The 17240-nt window shown below is 72.7% G+C and carries 17 protein-coding genes; 12 read left to right on the forward strand and 5 right to left on the reverse strand.

Annotation, left to right across the window (positions count from 1 at the left end; genetic code table 11):
• Nucleotides 1-2: 2 nt before the first annotated feature.
• Both AB0C03_RS28685 and AB0C03_RS28690 read left to right on the forward strand, forming a co-directional pair.
• Nucleotides 3-401 carry a winged helix-turn-helix transcriptional regulator gene (locus tag AB0C03_RS28685; protein WP_210866487.1) on the forward strand — a complete coding sequence of 133 codons (399 nt, stop codon included), beginning with the start codon at nucleotides 3-5 and terminating at the stop codon, nucleotides 399-401.
• Nucleotides 402-497: 96 nt separating this feature from the next.
• Nucleotides 498-881: a nuclear transport factor 2 family protein gene (locus AB0C03_RS28690; protein ID WP_245233763.1), complete on the forward strand. Its 384-nt coding sequence runs from the start codon at nucleotides 498-500 to the stop codon at nucleotides 879-881.
• Nucleotides 882-891: 10 nt separating this feature from the next.
• Here the strand turns inward: AB0C03_RS28690 and AB0C03_RS28695 are convergent, their stop codons facing one another.
• Nucleotides 892-3036: a S9 family peptidase gene (locus tag AB0C03_RS28695; RefSeq protein ID WP_030337539.1), complete on the reverse strand. Its 2145-nt coding sequence runs from the start codon at nucleotides 3034-3036 to the stop codon at nucleotides 892-894.
• Nucleotides 3037-3122: 86 nt separating this feature from the next.
• On the opposite strand from AB0C03_RS28695, the gene mshB reads away from it, so the two are divergent.
• The 3 genes from mshB to AB0C03_RS28710 all read left to right on the forward strand — a co-directional run bounded on the left by mshB (nucleotide 3123) and on the right by AB0C03_RS28710 (nucleotide 5063).
• Nucleotides 3123-4049 (forward strand): N-acetyl-1-D-myo-inositol-2-amino-2-deoxy-alpha-D-glucopyranoside deacetylase, encoded by a 927-nt coding sequence (mshB, locus tag AB0C03_RS28700; RefSeq protein WP_030337540.1) that lies wholly within the window; start codon nucleotides 3123-3125, stop codon nucleotides 4047-4049.
• A complete protein-coding gene (locus AB0C03_RS28705) occupies nucleotides 4046-4504 on the forward strand; it encodes a hypothetical protein (protein ID WP_030337541.1) in 459 nt (152 codons plus the stop codon). The genes mshB and AB0C03_RS28705 overlap by 4 nt, the downstream gene beginning before the upstream one ends.
• A gap of 94 nt (nucleotides 4505-4598) precedes the next feature.
• A complete protein-coding gene (locus AB0C03_RS28710) occupies nucleotides 4599-5063 on the forward strand; it encodes a hypothetical protein (RefSeq protein ID WP_030337542.1) in 465 nt (154 codons plus the stop codon).
• Nucleotides 5064-5256: 193 nt separating this feature from the next.
• Here AB0C03_RS28710 and AB0C03_RS28715 read toward each other — a convergent pair whose 3' ends face one another.
• Nucleotides 5257-6342 (reverse strand): GNAT family N-acetyltransferase, encoded by a 1086-nt coding sequence (locus AB0C03_RS28715; RefSeq protein ID WP_210862135.1) that lies wholly within the window; start codon nucleotides 6340-6342, stop codon nucleotides 5257-5259.
• A gap of 79 nt (nucleotides 6343-6421) precedes the next feature.
• Here AB0C03_RS28715 and fdxA point away from each other — a divergent pair, with 79 nt between their 5' ends.
• From fdxA to AB0C03_RS28740, 5 genes are all read left to right on the forward strand, one after another.
• Nucleotides 6422-6748 (forward strand): ferredoxin, encoded by a 327-nt coding sequence (gene fdxA, locus AB0C03_RS28720; protein ID WP_007464872.1) that lies wholly within the window; start codon nucleotides 6422-6424, stop codon nucleotides 6746-6748.
• Complete coding sequence (gene dapC / locus AB0C03_RS28725) at nucleotides 6745-7848, forward strand: succinyldiaminopimelate transaminase (RefSeq protein WP_036412562.1); 1104 nt, start codon at nucleotides 6745-6747, stop codon at nucleotides 7846-7848. Before fdxA ends, dapC begins: the two co-directional genes overlap by 4 nt.
• A 135-nt stretch (nucleotides 7849-7983) precedes the next feature.
• Nucleotides 7984-9003 (forward strand): prephenate dehydrogenase, encoded by a 1020-nt coding sequence (locus AB0C03_RS28730; RefSeq protein WP_357640079.1) that lies wholly within the window; start codon nucleotides 7984-7986, stop codon nucleotides 9001-9003.
• 10 nt (nucleotides 9004-9013) lie between these two features.
• Nucleotides 9014-9661, forward strand: coding sequence for an SIMPL domain-containing protein (locus tag AB0C03_RS28735; RefSeq protein ID WP_357640082.1), 648 nt, complete (start codon nucleotides 9014-9016; stop codon nucleotides 9659-9661).
• A complete protein-coding gene (locus AB0C03_RS28740; RefSeq protein ID WP_030337549.1) occupies nucleotides 9661-10308 on the forward strand; it encodes a nucleoside/nucleotide kinase family protein in 648 nt (215 codons plus the stop codon). The genes AB0C03_RS28735 and AB0C03_RS28740 overlap by 1 nt, the downstream gene beginning before the upstream one ends.
• 21 nt (nucleotides 10309-10329) lie before the next feature.
• On the opposite strand, the gene AB0C03_RS28745 is transcribed toward AB0C03_RS28740, so the two are convergent.
• Together AB0C03_RS28745 and AB0C03_RS28750 are read right to left on the reverse strand one after the other, a co-directional pair.
• Nucleotides 10330-10968, reverse strand: a complete 639-nt coding sequence (locus tag AB0C03_RS28745; RefSeq protein ID WP_357640086.1) for a dihydrofolate reductase family protein — start codon at nucleotides 10966-10968, stop codon at nucleotides 10330-10332.
• 45 nt (nucleotides 10969-11013) lie between these two features.
• Nucleotides 11014-11571 carry a sugar O-acetyltransferase gene (locus AB0C03_RS28750; protein WP_357640089.1) on the reverse strand — a complete coding sequence of 186 codons (558 nt, stop codon included), beginning with the start codon at nucleotides 11569-11571 and terminating at the stop codon, nucleotides 11014-11016.
• 138 nt (nucleotides 11572-11709) lie between these two features.
• Here AB0C03_RS28750 and AB0C03_RS28755 point away from each other — a divergent pair, with 138 nt between their 5' ends.
• Complete coding sequence (locus tag AB0C03_RS28755; protein ID WP_357640092.1) at nucleotides 11710-15066, forward strand: S8 family serine peptidase; 3357 nt, start codon at nucleotides 11710-11712, stop codon at nucleotides 15064-15066.
• 50 nt (nucleotides 15067-15116) lie between these two features.
• On the opposite strand, the gene dapD is transcribed toward AB0C03_RS28755, so the two are convergent.
• Complete coding sequence (gene dapD, locus AB0C03_RS28760) at nucleotides 15117-16076, reverse strand: 2,3,4,5-tetrahydropyridine-2,6-dicarboxylate N-succinyltransferase (RefSeq protein ID WP_030337555.1); 960 nt, start codon at nucleotides 16074-16076, stop codon at nucleotides 15117-15119.
• A 78-nt stretch (nucleotides 16077-16154) separates the two neighbouring features.
• Between dapD and dapE the strand changes: the two genes are divergently transcribed.
• Nucleotides 16155-17228: a succinyl-diaminopimelate desuccinylase gene (dapE, locus tag AB0C03_RS28765; protein ID WP_357640096.1), complete on the forward strand. Its 1074-nt coding sequence runs from the start codon at nucleotides 16155-16157 to the stop codon at nucleotides 17226-17228.
• Nucleotides 17229-17240: the final 12 nt, after the last annotated feature.

Raw genomic sequence — 17240 nt, forward strand, 5'->3', positions numbered from 1 at the left:
CGATGGCGACGACATCCGCGGCGCAACGCCGCGAGCAGGCCAAACGCGACTACGACGCGTTCCTGGAGGGTTGCCCTACCCGTGAGCTGCTGAGCAGGCTCACCGACAAATGGGTCGCCCTGGTGATTCCGGCGCTCGCCGGCGGCCCGCTGCGGCACGGCGAACTCGCCCGCCGCATCGCCGGTGTCAGCCAGAAGATGCTCACCCAGACCCTGCGCACGCTGGAGCGCGACGGCCTGGTCACCCGTACGGTCACCCTCTCGGTGCCGGTCCGCGTCGACTACGCGCTCACCCCGCTCGGCCATGAGCTGTTCCCGGTCATGGTCGCGATCAAGAACTGGGCGGAGACACACATGGACCGCGTCTTCGAAGCCCGGACCCAGTTCGACGCCCGCCCCTGAAGGCACCGCGGACCGTCCTGACGTATCGCTCGCCGGCTTGCCTGCGCCCGCCGAGGGCGCGCCGTCGTGTCGTGGGTGGCGGCTAGGGTCCGCGCCGTGGATGACACCTCGACGGCCCGGCGGGCCGCCCACGCCTACGTTGATCTCTTGGAGCGCCGCGACTGGTCTGGGTTGGCGGCTCTGCTCACCGACGATGTGGTCTACGAGATGCCGCAGACCCGGGAGCGGATTCGCGGCAAGGACGCGTTCGTGCGGTTCAACACCGAGTATCCCGGAGACTGGCACCTCCGGCCACGACGGGTGATCGTCGATGGCCGCCTCGCTGCCCTGTGGCTCGACGTCCGCGTCGGCGTGGAGCAGCAGGACGCGTGCGTCTGGCTGGAGCTGTCCGAGCACTGGTTGATCAGCAAGATCATCGACTACTGGCCCGAGCCGTACGACCCGCCGCCGGGCCGGGAACACCTCGTGGAGCGTTGGTGATCGCGGCCCTTTACAGCAGGTGGGTGCGGAGGAAATCCAGCTCCAGGGGGAGTAGCCGCTCGGCGGTGCCGTTGGAGGCCATGTGGGTGGCCCCGGTCAACGGCAGCACGGCGTGCGGCCGGCCGGCGCTCAGCAGGGCCGCGGAGAGCCGCAGCGTGTGCGCTGCCACCACGTTGTCGTCCGCCATGCCGTGCACCAGCAGCAACGGGCGGGCCTGGTCCGGGCCGGTGACCGGCTCGCCGGCCAACTCGACCAGCGAGTGGTGCGCGTAGATGTCCATGCCGTCTTCCGGCAACCCCAGATAACGCTCGGTGTACGCGGTGTCGTACAGCGCCCAGTCGGTCACCGGCGCACCCGCGATCCCGCACCGGAACAGCTCCGGGTGGCGCAGCACCGCCAACCCGGCCAGCCACCCGCCGAACGACCAACCGCGCACCCCCACCCGACCCAGGTCCAGATCCGGGTGCTTGCCGGCGAGCGCGGTCAGCGCGTCGATCTGGTCGGTCAGGATCACGTCGGCGACCCGCCGGTGGATCGCCTTCTCGAACGACGGGGCGACGCCCGGCGTACCCCGGTTGTCGATGGTGACCACCGCGAACCCGGCGTCGGCCCACCACTGCCGTTCCAACCACGCGGCCCGCGCCGCCACGACCTCCTGGTGCCCCGGGCCGCCGTAGATGTCCAGCAGCACCGGCAGCCGTCGGCCCGTCACGTGGTTGTCCGGGTAGAGCACCGCCGCCGGCAGCCGTCGATCAGTCACCCGTTCCAGCAGCGGCAGTGGGGAGTACGGCGGGGTGGCGGCGAACGACTGCAGTTCGGCGATCTCCTCGTTGCCGCGGCGGACCGTCCAGCGCACCCCGGCGTGGTCCAGTGACGCGACGCCGACGGCCAGCACGTCCCCACCCACCGCTGCGGTGTACCAGCCGGAGTCGGTGGTGAGCCGGCGCGCGTCCACCCCACCGCCGATGGTGGTGCGGACCCGGAACAGGTGCCGTTCGCTCGGCTCGCCGTCGCTCGCCTCCACCAGCAGGTCGGCCGGGCCGGCGGCGGCCGGCAGCCGACCCACCACCCGCCGCACGTACAGCGACGGCGGGGTCAGCAGGGTGCCGTCCGCGAACAGGCACCGGGCGTCGTACCCGTCGTGGGCCAGCTCCCCACCGACCAGCACCCGGCCGTCGGGCAGGTGGGCGGGGGTGCCGGCGATCGGTTCGACCCAGCGCGGGTCGGCCAGTTCGGCGTGCACCTGCGTCTCACCCGTTCGTGGGTCCACGGCCAGCACCAGCCCGTGCTGCTGCGAGCGGCGCAGCACGGTGATCAACGGGCTGCCCTCGCCCCAGCTGACCCCGGTCAGGTACGGGTAGGTCTCCCGGTCCCAGTGCACGTCGACCCAGCCGTCGTCCAGGTCCAGCAGGTGCAGGCTGACCTCCGCGTTCGGCCCACCGGCCCGGGGGTACGCCACCGCCGTCGGCGGGCTCGCCGGCTGCGCCGGGTCGTGCAGGTGCCACCGCTCCAGGCGGGACTCGTCGACCCGGGCGGCGAGCACCATCCGGCCGTCCGGCGCCCACCAGTACCCCCGGTACCGGCCGAACTCCTCCGCCGCGATGTGCTCGGCCAACCCCCAGCTCACCCCGGCGTCCTCGCCGGCCAGCAGGGTGTCGGTGCCGTCGCTGTCGATCACCCGCAGCTCACCCCGACGCACACCGTCGGCGGCGTCCGTCACGTACGCCAGGCGTTGCCCGCTCGGGTCCGGACGGGGGTCCAGCACCGGGCCGACGGCCGCCACCTCCACCACGTCGCCGTGCACCAGGTCGGCCCGGAACAGCCGCCCGGCCAGCGCGAACACCGCAACCCGGCCGGCCGCGTCCAACGCGTACGAGCCGATGCCGGCGGCGCTGAGCCGCAGACGCTCGCGCAGCGCCCGTTCGCCGGGGGAGAGGGACCGGACGTCCCCGCCCTCGCCCAGCAGGGTCGCCGGATCGGCGACCAGCCGCTCCTCGCCGGTGCTGACGTCCAGCAGCCAGAGCGCGTCCGCCGGATCCTCGGGGCCGGCGGAGCGCAGGAAGATCACCCGGGAGCCGTCCTCAGCCACCGAGACAGCGCGTGGCGCGCCGTGGCTGAACCGGCGGGTGCGGGCGGCCAGCTCCGGAAAGTCCACACGCCAAATCGTAGAGCCGCAGCGGAGGTGATGTGGCCGACCTGGGCGGACGCGTCAGCCTCGGCCGGGGAGAACTGCCAGTTAGAGTGACCGTCGTGACGATGCTGCCCGACCGCCGCCTGCTGCTGGTCCACGCGCACCCCGATGACGAGTCGATCGGCACCGGCTCGACGATGGCTCACTACGCCGCCGCCGGCGCGCACGTCACCCTGGTGACCTGCACGCTCGGCGAGGAGGGCGAGATCCACGTGCCCGCGTTGGCCCAGCTCGCCGCCGCCGAGGCCGACCAGCTCGGCGGGTACCGCATCGCCGAGCTGGCTGCCGCGTGTGCCGCGCTCGGCGTCCGCGACCACCGCTTCCTCGGCGGCGCGGGCCGATACCGCGACTCCGGGATGATGGGGCTCGCGACCAACGAGCACCCCCGGGCCTTCTGGCAGGCCGACCTCGACGAGGCCGCCGGGCATCTCGTGGAGATCATGCGGGAGGTACGCCCACAGGTGCTCGTCACGTACGACCCGAACGGCTTCTACGGCCACCCCGACCACATCCAGGCGCACCGGGTGGCCATGCGCGCCGTCGAGCTGGCCGCCGCGCAGGGCTGCGCCCCGGCGAAGGTCTACTGGACGGCCATGCCGCTCAGCGTCCTGGAAGCCGGCATGGCGCACTTCGCCGAGTCGTCCGACAACCCGTTCGGCGGCATCGAGGACATCGCCGACCTGCCCTTCGGCACCCCGGACGCCCAGATCGCCGCCCGGATCGACGGCACCGACCAGCACCTGGCCAAGGAGGCCGCGATGCGGGCGCACGCCACCCAGATCCCGGCCAACTCCTGGCTCTACTCGATCGCCGGCAACTTCGGCGGCGAGTTCATGGGTGTGGAGTTCTTCACCCTCGCGGTCGGCGAGAAGGGTCCGGGCGCCGGGCCGTACGGCTGGGAGGACGACCTCTTCGCCGGTCTGCCCGCGCAGCCCGCCCCGGACCGTTCCCCGGTCGCGGCGGCGGGTCTGCGGTGACGCTGCCGGCCGCACCGGTGACGGTCGTGGACGACCAGGAAGCCCCGCCCCCGGCGGGGCCACCGCCGCGACTGGTGGACCTGGGTCTGCGGCTGGTCGGTGCGCTCGTCGTGGCCGTCGCCGGGGTGGTGACCGGCGTGCTGGAGCTGCTGCTCGCCACGGTCCGCGTCGGCGGGCAACTGGTCGGTGTGTCGGTGCTCCTCGCCATCGGCGCCAACATCGTGTTGAGCTGGTTCGCGCACGAGGCGGTCGGCCGTCGCTGGGCGGTGGCGCTGCCGGCGGTGCCGTGGTTCGCGCTGATGGCGGTCGCCGCCATCCGGACCAGCGAGGGCGACCTGCTGCTGGCCGGCGACAACTGGGTCGGGCTGGCCATGATCGTGGCGGGCGCGATGACGTTCGCGGTGATGGGTTTCCGGCAGATTCTCGCCCCGCAGCCGCCCATGCTCGGCGGCTGACGCCGGGCTGATGACGGATCCCAGGTAAGGGTGGTAGATATTCCTGCCAGGGATGCGAACCCCACGACGGGGCGTACGGCAGGAGGGTCCGGCGATGGACAAGCGGTGGCGTGACATCGGGGTGCTCGTAGCAGCGTTGTTCGCGGTCAACGTGGTCGCCCGGCTGATCACCGAGTTCGGCTTCGACGGTGACGACACCGCCGCCGACCGGGTGTCGCTGACGATGTTCGCGGTGATCGGGTTGATCCTCGCCGTTGTCGCCTTCCGCTGGGGTCGACGCCGGCCGTTGGCGGACTGGGCGGCTGACATGGCCCTCGTGGTGCCGGTGGCGATGGTGTTGACAGTGCTGGTCGGGCCCCTGCTGGTCGGTCACAACCCGTTCGCCGGTGGCGCGGGGACGTTCTTCGCCCAGATCTGGCTCTACCTGCTCGCCACCGGCGCGGGGGTGCTGGTCGGTTACCTGGTGCTCACCGCGCTCGGCCGTGACTACCGCTCTCAGCAGCTCAAGCGGTACGCGGAGGTCAAGGCCGCCAAGCCGCGTCGGGTCGTGCGCCGCTGACCACCGGCCCAGCCCGACCCGCGCCAGCCTCGGCCCGTCCGGCGGTACGGGTGGCGGTCCGTCCCACGCCCCCAAGCTTGATCGACTCGGTTTCCGTGAAGTCGGGGTGTCCCGAGGCGCCGGAATGCCGCGATTTCCGGAAAGTCGAGTCGACCACCGCCGGGACGCCGCGACTTGTTGACAGTCGAGTCGATCATCTGCTCGGGGCGACCCGGGTCAGGTAGGTGTGGTGGGTGACGAACCCGAGCCGCTGGTAGAGCGCGACCGCCGCTTCGTTGCGCTGCTCGACCTGGAGAAAGGCGTGCGTTGCGCCGCCGGACGCCCCCCAACCGGCCAGTTCGTTGATCACACGGCGAGCCAGTCCCTGTCGGCGGGCCACCGGCAGCACTTCGATCAGGCTGAGGCCCAGCCAGCGCCCCTGGCCGGTCACCGTGCCACGGCCGATCGCCACCAGGGTGCCGTCGGCGTACACGTGGGCGAAGCGGACCTGGTCCACCGCGGAGAGGACGTGCCGGGCGGCCTCCGGTAGGCCGCCCTTGCGCCCGGCGGCGATGGCCAGCCACTCGTCGCTCGGCGTGGCGGCCAGATCGACGACCGCACTGCTCCCGCCGGCTGGCGCACCGGCGGCGGCGTCGATCCGAGCGGCGGCGTCCGGTGTGCCGGAGGCGGGGTCGGCAGTATCGGTCGGTGCACCCCTGGCGTCGCCCTGGTCGGTGGCCGTGCCGCAGTGCTCGTCGGCGGAGGCCGACGCGAGCCGGGGGAGCGGCGCGGTCTGCACCAGCGTCGGTGGGCGGGTGCCCCAGCCGCGGGCGTCCAGTTCGGCGCCGACCGGGGCGGCGAGCGGCAGCGGCGTGTTGACCAACGCGGGGCGGCCCAACTCGGCGTACCAGCGCTGCACGGCGTCGACAGCGGCGGCCAGCGGCCGGTCCGGATCGCCGATCGGCAGTGCCGAGTTGGCGCGCCCGGTCCAGCCCTCGGCCGACCGGAGCAGCCAGTCACCCAGCCGGCCCCGGGTCGGTGCCGGCCAGGCCTCGTCGGCGGCCCGCTCCAGCGCCACCACCGCGGCGGCGGTCGGCCGACGGGTCGGCGGTACGCGCTTGGCCCGGTGGACCTGCGCCACCGGAACCCGAAGCTGCCCCTGCGCGGTGGCCAGCGTGAGATGAGTCTCGCTCAGCTCGACCAGCTCGCCGAGAGCGTCGGAGAATAGCGGGCGGCCCTCGCGAATCCCCACAATCCGGCGGACCACGATTCGGTGTCCCACATCCTGCTGTCGGAGCACGATCGACCCCCTCCCCGGCGAGATACTAGGCTCTTACCGTCGCGGGAGATCGCGGCGAGTCTTGCGGAGGAGAAGACCGGTGACCTACATCATCGCCGAGCCGTGCGTAGATGTGCTCGACAAGGCATGCATCGAGGAGTGCCCGGTCGATTGCATTTACGAGGGCAACCGGATGCTCTACATCCACCCCGACGAGTGCGTCGACTGTGGTGCCTGTGAGCCCGTCTGCCCCGTGGAGGCGATCTTCTACGAGGACGACGTCCCGGAGCAGTGGAAGGACTACACCGGCGCGAACTACGAGTTCTTCGAGGACCTGGGCTCGCCCGGTGGTGCCTCGAAGATCGGCAAGGTGGAGAAGGACGCCACCTTCGTCGCCGCGCAGCCGCCGCGCGGCGAGGGCCACTGAACCGGCCCGCGCCGGTCTCGTCGCGGCTGCCCGAGTTCACCTGGGACACCCTGGACGCCGCGGCCACACTGGCCGCGGCGCATCCGGAGGGCCTGATCAACCTCTCCATGGGTACGCCGGTCGACCCGGTGCCCGAGGTGATCCGGCGGGCGCTTGCTGACGCGTCCGACGCTCCCGGTTACCCGCTGACCGCCGGCACCCCGGCGTTGCGGGCCGCCATCGCGGCGTGGGTGTCCCGGGCCTGTGGCGCTGGCGTCGACGGTCTCGGAGTGCTGCCGACCATCGGCTCGAAGGAGCTGGTGGCCTGGCTGCCCACGCTGCTCGGGATCGGCCCGGGGGACGTGGTGGTGGTGCCGTCGATCGCGTACCCCACCTACGAGGACGGTGCCCGGCTGGCCGGCGCCACCGTCGTCCGTACCGACTCGCTCACCTCGCTCGGGCCGACCCCACGGGTCCGGCTGGTCTGGGTCAACTCGCCCGGCAACCCGACCGGCCGGGTGCTGCCAGCGGCGCACCTGCGCAAGGTGGTCGACTGGGCCCGCGAGCGCGGCGCCGTCGTCGCGAGCGACGAGTGCTACCTGCCCCTGGGCTGGTCGGCCGACCCGGTTTCGGTGCTGTCTCCGCAGGTCAGCGGGGGCAGCTACGCCGGGGTGCTGGCCGTGCACTCGCTCTCCAAGCGGTCCAACCTCGCCGGCTACCGGGCCGGGTTCGTCGCCGGCGACCCGGCGCTCGTCGCCGAGCTGCTCAAGGTGCGCAAGCACGCGGGCATGATCGTGCCCGCGCCGGTGCAGGCGGCCATGGTGGCAGCGCTGGAGGACGAGCGACACGCCGAGGAGCAGCGGGAGCGTTACCGCGCCCGGCGGGAGGTGCTCACCGCGGCGTTCACCGGTGCCGGGTTCACCGTCGAGCACTCCGAGGCGGGCCTGTACCTCTGGCTGACCAGAGGTGAGGACTGCTGGCAGACGGTCGACTGGCTGGCCCGACGCGGCATCCTGGTCGCCGCCGGCGTCTTCTACGGCCCCACGGCCGGGCAGCATGTCCGCGTCGCCCTGACCGAGTCCGACGAGCACGTCGCCGCCGTCGCCGCGCGCCTGGCCTGATCGCGGTCCGGGCGGGTCGAGCCGTCCCGGGTCCGCGGCGCGACGACCGGCCCGAGCCGACCGATATCCTCGGCGCCGGACCTGGTCGGGGCCGTCGCGGCCCCGCGAGCCCAGCAGGAACATCGAGGTGTGCGGATGGTGGACAGGCCAGGTGCGCGGGTGCGGGCGGCGGTGGTCGGCACCGGCCTGATCGGTGGTTCGCTGCTGCTCCGGCTGGTGGCCGCCGGCGTCGACGTGGTCGGGTGGGACCCGGACGAGGCCACCCGGCGGGAGACCCGACGGGCGGGCGTACCCGCGCCGGACCGGCTGGTCGAGGCGGTGGCCGACCGGGACGTGGTCTTCCTGTGCGGGCCGCTGCCCACCCTGCCGTCGACGCTGGTCGAGGTGGCGGCGATGACCGGTGAGCGGTGTGTGCTGACCGACGTCGGCAGCACCAAGGAACAAATGGCGGCGTTCGCCGCCGCGCAGGGGCTGACGCACCGGTTCGTGCCCGGCCACCCGATGGCGGGCACCGACCGGGCCGGGCTGACCGCCGCGCGGGCGGACCTGCTCACCGGCGCGGCCTGGGTGCTCTGTCCGGCCCCCGGGCCGGCGATCACCGCGTTCCGCTGGCTGGCCGCGCTGCTGGTGGAGCACTTCGAGGCCCGGGTGGTGCCGATGTCGGCCACTGAGCACGACTCGGCCGCCGCGCTCGCCTCACACGTGCCGCACCTGCTCGCCGGCGCGCTGGCCGGTGCTGTGCAGCGCGCACCACTGCGCGACGCGATACTCGCGCTCGCCGCCGGCAGCTTCTCCGACGGCACCCGGGTCGCCGGGACCCCGGCCGATCGGACCGCCAACATGCTGCTGGGCAACCGGGACCAGGTGCTGCGGGAGCTGGCCGAGGTCACCAGGTTCCTGGACGACCTGACCACCGCGCTGCGCGCCGACGACGCCGCCGGGCTCACCGCCCGGTACGACGAGGCGCGCGCCGCCCGCGCGGCGCTGCGCGACCGGCGGTTCGACGCGGACGACAGGCGGTTCCCGGCCGGTGGTGACCACGCCGCAGAGGTGTCCTGGCTGCGGGAGCTGGGGGTGAGCGGCGGCCATCTGAGCGGTCTGCACGTCGACGCGGACACTGTCTCCTACGCGGCGCGGCGTCCCGTGGCTGACTAGGCTGAGGGGCATGGCGGTGGACGGTCCGGTGGTGCAGGTGCGCGGCGAGGCGTACCAGGAGGTGCCGCCCGAGCTGGCCCGGTTCGCGGTCACCGCGACAGCCCGCGACCGGGACCGGGAGGCGACGCTGACCCGGTTGGCCGAGCGGGCCGCGGCGGTCCGGGTGCTGTTGGACGGCTCCGAGCCGGCGGTGGCCCGGCGGGAGACCGGCGACCTGCGGGTGTGGCCGGAGACCCGGCGCTCGGGTGAGCGGGTGGTCGCCTGGCACGGCAGTGTCACCACCACCGTCACCGTCACCGACTTCACCGCGCTGGGTGAGCTGATGCTCCGGCTCGCCGACCAGGACCAGGTCGAGGTGGCCGGCCCGTGGTGGGAGCTCCGTCCGGACAGCCCCGCCCATCGTGCGGCCCGGCACGCCGCGATTAGCGACGCGCTGCTGCGCGCCCGGGAGTACGCGGAGGCGCTGGGCGCGCGGGTCACCTCGTTGATCGAGCTGGCCGACGCGGGCCCCGTCGACCGGCCGATGTTCGCCCGTGCGGCCTTCGCCGGGGCCGCCGACGCGGGCGGTCCGCCGGAGCTTCAGCTGGACCCGCAGCCGCAGACCGTGCAGGCGGCCGTGCAGGCGCGGTTCACCATCAGCGACCCGGTTCTGGGCTGATGCCGCCGGCCCGGGTGCTCTCCGTCGACGAGCTGGTGGCGCGGGCGAAGGCGCTCGCCGAGGCGGGCCCGCGACAACTGCTCGGCATCGCCGGCGCGCCGGGGGCCGGGAAATCCACCCTGGCGGAACGGATCGTCGCCGAGGTCGGGTCGGCCGCCTGTCTGGTGCCGATGGACGGCTTCCACCTGGCGCAGGCGCAGCTGGTCCGCCTGGGCCGCGCCGACCGCAAGGGCGCGGCGGACACCTTCGACGTCAACGGGTACGTCTCGCTGCTGCGCCGGTTGCACCGGTTGGAACCGACGTCGGTCTACGCCCCGGAGTTCCGCCGGGAGTTGGAGGAGCCGGTGGCCGGCGCCATCGAGGTGCTGCCCTCGGTCCGGCTGGTGGTGACCGAGGGCAACTACCTGTTGTTGCGGGATTTCCCCTGGCAGGAGATCCGACCGCTGCTGCACGAGGCGTGGTTTCTCGACCTGGAGGCCGAGGTGCGGCACCGCCGGCTGACCGCCCGGCACGAGGCGTTCGGTAGGTCCCCGGAGCAGGCGCGGGCGTGGGCGCTGGGCAGCGACGAGGCGAACGCGGCCCTGATCACCCCCACCGCCGACCGGGCTGACCTGGTGGTCCGTCTGTCGGAGCCCCCGCCGGCCTGACCACGGGCCAGCCGGGACGCGCTACTGCTCGACGCCGCGTCCCGGGCGGCTCATGTCCCCGGTGCCGGGCGTCCCGGCGGCGAGGCCGTACCGCAGGAGCACCGCGCCCCTGCCGGAGGTGGCTGGCGGTTCGAGCAGGGTCAGGTTCGCGGGCACCGCGCCGCCGTCGAACACCTTCTTGCCGACGCCCAGCACGATGGGGAAGATCCACAGGTTGAGCTGGTCGAAGAGGCGCTCGTGCAGCAGCGTCTGCACCAGGTTCAGGCTGCCGATCACGTGGACCTTCTCGTGCTTGTCCCGCACCGCCCGGACGGCGGTCACCAGGTCGGGTCCGAGGTGTGTCGAGCCCTCCCAGCCCAGATCCGGGTTGCCGCGTGAGGCGACGTACTTCGGGATGCTGTTGAACAGGGTGGCGATTCCGCCGTCGACGCCGTCGGCCTGGTGCGGCCAGTAGGCGGCGAAGATGTCGTAGGTCCGGCGGCCCAGGAGCAGCGCGTCCATGCCCCGCATGCCGTCCATGACCTGGCGACCGCCCGTCTCGTCGAACAGGGGCGCCTGCCACCCTCCGTACGGGAAGCCTTCGGGGTCCTCCTCGGGACCACCCGGCGCCTGGCCGACCAGGTCGAGTGTCGCGAAGAGGTCGATGTGGATGGTGCCCATGCTGTCCTCCGTGTTCCCGCTCGGGTTAGCCCTTGATGGCGCACCCTAGTCGAGCTGACGGACAGGCCGGGCGGGGTTGCCGACCGCCACGACGTTGGCGGGCAGGTCCCGGGTGACCACGGCGCCCGCCCCGACGACGGTGTTCACGCCGATCGTCACGCCGGCCAGCACGATCGCGCCACCGCCGAGCCACACGTTGTCGCCGATGGTGATCGGTCGGGCCGCCTCCCACTTCTCCCGTCGCGGGCCGGGCTCGACCGGGTGTGTCGGGGTGAGCAGCTGCACGTTCGGGCCGACCTGGACGTCCGCGCCGAGGGTGATCCGGCCGACGTCGAGGAAGACGGCGTTGTAGTTGACGAAGCTGCGCGGGCCGATTCGGATCTGCCAGCCGTAGTCGCAGTAGAACGGCGGGCGGATCCAGGTGTCCTCGCCCAGTTCGCCGAGGAGGTCCCGCAGCGCCGCGATCCGGGCCTGGGGGTCGTCGGCGGGACTGGTGTTGAAGCGTTCCATCAGCCGGGCGGCCCGGGCCAGGTCGGCGACGATGTCCGGATCGTCGGCCAGGTACGGCTCGCCGGCGAGCATCTTGTCCTTCATGGAGGTCACCGCCCGATCATGCCGGCCCGGTTCGTCGGCTCGTGGCGGGTCCGTCATTTTTTGTACTTCATTTTGCATACCCAGTATGTAATTGTGGGATGTCAATGCGACTCCCATGTATCAAAGACGCTTGACCAGGAGGATCCGTTGCATCAGACAAGAAGATTGGCCGCCGTCGGCCTCGTGCTCACGCTGGCGCTCTCCGCGCCGGCTCCCGCCTCAGCCACGGCCGCCGCGCCCGCCTTACCCGGCGGCACCGGCCAGACCACGCCGGGTGGACCCACCGCCAACCGCTCGAGCACCGTCACGCTGATCACCGGTGACCGGGTCACCGTCACCGGTTCCGGCGCCGCGGTCCGGCCCGGCGCCGGCCGGGAGAGCGTGCAGTTCCTCGTCCGGCGCGAGCGCGGACGCCTCTCGGTGACGCCGACGGACGCGCTGCCGTTGCTGCGTTCGGGCCGGGTGGACCGGCGACTCTTCGACGTCACCGGGCTGGTCGAGGCGGGTTACGACGACGCCCACCGGGACACCCTGCCGCTCCTGGTGACGTACGGCTCGACGGGTGCCGCCCGGCGTGCCCCGGCCGCGCTGCCCGGCACCCGGCAGACCCGCGACCTGCCGGTGATTCGCGGCGCCGCGCTGGCCAGCGACAAATCCTCTTTGGGCGCGGTCTGGGAGACGGTGACCACCGGTCCCGCTGGGGCCCGGCTCGACGCGGCAGGGGGCGTCGAACGGATCTGGCTGGACGGCCGTCGACGGGTGACCCTCGACCACAGCGTGCCGCAGATCGGCGCGCCCGCCGCCTGGGCGGCCGGGTTCACCGGCGCGGGAGTGTCCGTCGCGGTGCTGGACACCGGCGTCGACGCGACGCACCCCGACCTGGCCGGCAAGGTGGCCGAGGCGCGCAACTTCACCGAGGCCACCGACGCTCGGGACACGGTCGGCCACGGCACCCACGTGGCCTCGACCATCGCGGGCAGCGGCGCGGCCTCCGGCGGCAAGTACCGGGGTGTGGCGCCGGACGCGACGCTGCTGGACGGCAAGGTCTGTGAGGACGCCGGCTGCAGTGACTCGGCGATCCTCGCCGGGATGCAGTGGGCCGCTGTCGAGAAGAAGGCCGCCGTGGTCAACATGAGCCTCAGCGGCTGGGACACCCCCGAGGTGGACCCGCTGGAGGAGGCCGTGCAGACGCTGACCGCGCAGACCGGCACCCTCTTCGTCCTCGCCGCCGGCAACGACGGCTCGGACGGCTCGGTGGGCTCCCCGGCCAGCGCCGACGCCGGGCTCGCCGTGGGTGCGGTGGACCGGGACGACGAACTGGCCGACTTCTCCAGCCGGGGTCCCCGGGTCGGCGACGACGCGGTGAAGCCGGACATCACCGCGCCCGGCGTCGACATCGTCGCCGCCCGGTCCGCCAACGGCTTCATCGGCGATCCGGTCGACGACCGTTACGTCACCATCTCCGGCACCTCGATGGCCACCCCGCACGTGGCCGGGTCGGCCGCGCTGCTGGCCCAGCAGCACCCGGGATGGCGGGCCGACCGGATCAAGGCCACCCTGATGGCCGCCGCCAAGCCGCACCCGGAGCAGACCGCCTACCAGCAGGGAGCCGGGCGGGTCGACGTCGCGCACGCGATCACCCAGCAGGTCACCACCGACCCGGTGAGTGTCTCGTTCGGGCGTGCGCTCTGGCCGCACGGTGACGACGCGCCGATCACCCGCACGGTGACCTGGCGCAACGACGGTCCGGCGGCGGTCACCCTGGAGCTGAGCGTCGAGGGCGCCGGCCCCGGCGGTCGCGCGCTGCCAGCCGGCCTGTTCCAGTTGGGTGCCAACCAACTCACCGTGCCGGCCGGCGGCACGGCCGCCACGACCGTCACCACCGACACCCGCCTCGGCGACGCCGACGGCTACTGGACCGGGCGGATCGTGGCCCGATCCGGGGCGGCGGTCGCGGTCACCCCGTTGGCAGTGAACCGGGAGGTGGAGAGCTACACGCTGACAGTGGAGCACCTGAACCGGGCCGGTGAGCGCACCGCTGACCACTGGACGTTGCTGCTCGGGATGGACACCTTCGGCGCCTGGGACGTCGTCAGCTCCGACGGGGTGGCCAGCGTTCGGGTGCCGAAGGGGCGCTACGGCCTCAGCGGTCTGGTCTTCGAGCCCGGTCCGGAGGATGAGCCGCGCGGGATGTCCCTGTTGGCGCAGCCCGAGGTGACAGTCGAGCGGGACACCCGGATCGTGGTGGACGCCCGCCGCGCCAAGCCGGTGCGGACGACCATTCCGGACCGGACCGCCGTACCGCTCCTGATCGACGTCAGCGGCAACTTCACCGCCGACGACGGCAGCGCGTACGCCGTCGGCCTCTGGGCCGAGACGTTCGCCGACCTGACCAGCGGTCAGCTCGGCAAGCCGAGCCCCGCCGACCGGTTCGTCGCCACCGTCAGCAGCCAGTGGACCACGCCGGACCCGACCAACAGCCCGTACCTGTACGCACTGGCCGAGGCGATCCCCGGTCGGATGCCGACCGGGTTCGTCCGCGACTACACCCGACGGGACCTGGCAACCGTCGTGCACCGGTTCCGTGGCGGCTACCCGGGCATGCAGGCCGAGCGGATCGTGTACCCCGTACTGGAGTACAACGTCGGCGGCTCCGCCCTGATCCTGCCCACCGCCGTGCCCGGCCAGCGGGTCGAGCACTACAACACCAAGGGGGTGACGTGGGAATCCGAGGTCTCCTTCGGGACGGTGGACGACGAAGGCTGGTTGAACCCGCAGACGGTGCTGTTCTCCGTCCCCACCGCGTACCGGGCTGGGCGGACGGTGCAGGAGATCTGGAACCAGGGCCCGTACGGACCGTCGTTCCCGAAGCCGCGCTGGCCGCACCAGAGCGTCACCCGCGACGGCGACACGATAGTGGTCGACGTGCCGATCCACAGCGACGCGGCCGGGCACCCGGGCGGCTCACTGAACGACAGCGCGCAGACCAAGCTCTGGCGCAACGGCAAGCTGGTCGGCGAGAGCGAGTACGCCGGCTACGGCGAGTTCACAGTGCCACCGGGCAAGGCGGACTACCGGCTCGTCACGTCGGCGAAGCGCAGCTTCACCGACCTGAGCACCGAGGTGGAGTCCAGCTGGACCTTCCGGTCGCGGCACGTCGCCGGTGACACGCCGGCCCGACTGCCACTGTCGGTGGTGCGCTTCGCGCCGCCGCTGCGGGTCGACAACAGCGCTCCGGCCGGTCAGGGCTTCGTCATCCCGGTACGGGTGCAGCGGCAGCCCGGCGCGCCGAGCGCCCGGGTGGAGAAGCTCACCGTCGACGTCTCCTACGACGGCGGGAAGACCTGGGGCAGGGCGAAGCTGGTCCGCACCTCGGCCGACGGCTGGTCGGCGCTGTTGCGGCATCCGGCCGGCACCGGCCACGTGTCGCTACGGGCCACCGCCCGGGACACCGCCGGTAACACGGTGACCCAACGGATCATCCAGGCGTACCGGTTGCGCTGAGGCGTACCCGTCCGGGTCCGCGGCCGAACGCCGCGGACCCGGCGGGGCCGTCAGTCGTTGGCGTGCAGGGCGGCGTTCAGCTCGATGCCCCGGCCGGTGCGCGGCCGGGCCTCCAGCCCGCCGGTGACCGAGTTGCGCCAGAACAGCAGCCCGTCGACGCCGGACAGCTCCCGGGCCTTGACGACCCGGCCGTCGGGAAGCGTGATCTTCGACGCGGCGGTGATGTAGCAGCCGGCCTCGACCACACAGTCGTCGCCGAGCGAGATGCCGACGCCGGCGTTCGCGCCGACCAGGCTCCGCTCGCCAATGCTGATCTTGTCGGTGCCGCCGCCGGAGAGGGTGCCCATGATGGAGGCCCCGCCGCCGATGTCGGAGCCGTCGCCGACCAGCACGCCCTGCACGATCCGCCCCTCGACCATCGAGGTGCCCACGGTGCCGGCGTTGAAGTTGACGAAGCCCTCGTGCATCACTGTGGTGCCGGCGGCCAGGTGCGCGCCCAGGCGGACGCGGTCGGCGTCGGCGATCCGCACCCCGGACGGCACCACGTAGTCGGTCATCCGGGGGAACTTGTCCACCCCGTACACCGACAGGTGCCGGCCGGCCGCCCGCTCGATCACCCGCAGCTCGTCCACCCGCTCCGGTGGGCACGGCCCGGCGGACGTCCAGGCCACGTTGGCCAGCTTGCCGAAGATGCCGTCCAGGTTGACCTGGTTGGGTCGCACCAGGCGGTGCGAGAGCAGGTGCAACCGGAGGTACGCGTCGGAGGCGTCCTTGATCGGATCGTCCAGCGAGCCGATCACGGTGACCACCTGCACGGTACGCAGACCGGGCAGCGGCCGGTCACCGAGCGCGGCCGGCGGCAGGTCGAGCACGTCCGCCTTGTCCTCGCCGGCGACCAGCGGCAGCTCGCCCAGGCCCAGCTTGCCGGTCGGGTACCAGGTGTCGAGCACCTGCTCGTCTGCGGTGACCGTAGCCAGGCCGATGCCCCAGGCGGAATCTGCGGACGTCACTGTTACACCTCTCGGTCACGGCCGGGCTGACCTCGGCTCGCTCCTCGCACTGACAGACCTGAAGGTACCGTGCGAACCATGGAGAACCCGCTGACCCCCGAGGTCCTCGCCGATCCGGTGCAGCTGACCCGCGCTCTGGTCGACATAGAGTCCGTGTCCCTCAACGAGAAGGCGATCGCCGACTGTGTCGAGGAGGTGCTGCGGGGCGTACCGCACCTGACCACCCACCGGCACGGCAACACGGTGATGGCGCGCACCGACCTCGGTCGGCCGCAGCGTGTCGTGCTGGCCGGGCACCTCGACACGGTGCCGTTGAACAACAACTTCCCGTCGACCATGCGCGGCGACCTGATGTACGGCTGCGGCACCTCCGACATGAAGTCCGGGACCGCGTACGCACTGCACCTGGCGGTCACCCTGCCCGAGCCGCGCTACGACGTGACGTACTTCTTCTACGAGGCCGAGGAGATCGAGTCCCGGTACAACGGTCTCAACCTCGTCGCCCAGGCGTTCCCGGAGTGGCTGCAGGCGGACTTCGCGGTGCTGCTGGAGCCGACCTACGGCATCGTCGAGGCGGGCTGCCAGGGCACCATGCGTTCGGTGGTCACCACGACCGGGGTACGCGCCCACTCGGCGCGCTCCTGGCACGGGGTGAACGCCATCCACGCCGCCGGTGAGGTGCTGCGCCGTCTCCAGACGTACGAGGCTCGCCGGGTCACCATCGACGGTTGCGACTACCGCGAGGGCATGAACGCGGTACGGATCAACGGCGGGGTCGCCGGCAACGTGGTTCCCGACCACTGCGAGGTCGAGGTCAACTACCGGTTCGCGCCGGACCGTACGCCGGCCGAGGCGGAGGCGCACCTGCGGGAGGTCTTCGACGGCTTCGAGGTGACGGTCACCGACATGGCTGGCGGTGCCGCGCCCGGGCTCGAAGCGGCCCCCGCGAAGGAGTTCCTGGCGGCGGTCGGCGCCGCGCCGATCGGCAAGCTGGGCTGGACGGACGTGGCCCGGTTCGCGGCGATGGGCATCCCCGCGCTCAACTTCGGCCCCGGCGACCCGAACCTGGCCCACCATCCCGACGAGCACGTCGAGATCAGCAAGATCCGCGACGGCGCGGCAACCCTGCACCGCTGGCTAGCCCCAGCCTGACCGGTCGCGGCC

It is taken from the genome of Micromonospora parva, from assembly GCF_040649675.1.
Lineage (GTDB): Bacteria > Actinomycetota > Actinomycetes > Mycobacteriales > Micromonosporaceae > Micromonospora > Micromonospora parva.

Excerpts from the sequence above, each read along its gene's own strand:
- AB0C03_RS28730 (WP_357640079.1), top strand. The coding sequence starts at position 7,984 with ATGGTGGACAGGCCAGGTGCGCGGGTGCGGGCGGCGGTGGTCGGCACC.
- dapE (WP_357640096.1), top strand. The coding sequence starts at position 16,155 with ATGGAGAACCCGCTGACCCCCGAGGTCCTCGCCGATCCGGTGCAGCTG.
- AB0C03_RS28685 (WP_210866487.1), top strand. The coding sequence starts at position 3 with ATGGCGACGACATCCGCGGCGCAACGCCGCGAGCAGGCCAAACGCGAC.
- AB0C03_RS28735 (WP_357640082.1), top strand. The coding sequence starts at position 9,014 with ATGGCGGTGGACGGTCCGGTGGTGCAGGTGCGCGGCGAGGCGTACCAG.
- AB0C03_RS28740 (WP_030337549.1), top strand. The coding sequence starts at position 9,661 with ATGCCGCCGGCCCGGGTGCTCTCCGTCGACGAGCTGGTGGCGCGGGCG.
- AB0C03_RS28710 (WP_030337542.1), top strand. The coding sequence starts at position 4,599 with ATGGACAAGCGGTGGCGTGACATCGGGGTGCTCGTAGCAGCGTTGTTC.
- AB0C03_RS28745 (WP_357640086.1), bottom strand. The coding sequence starts at position 10,968 with ATGGGCACCATCCACATCGACCTCTTCGCGACACTCGACCTGGTCGGC.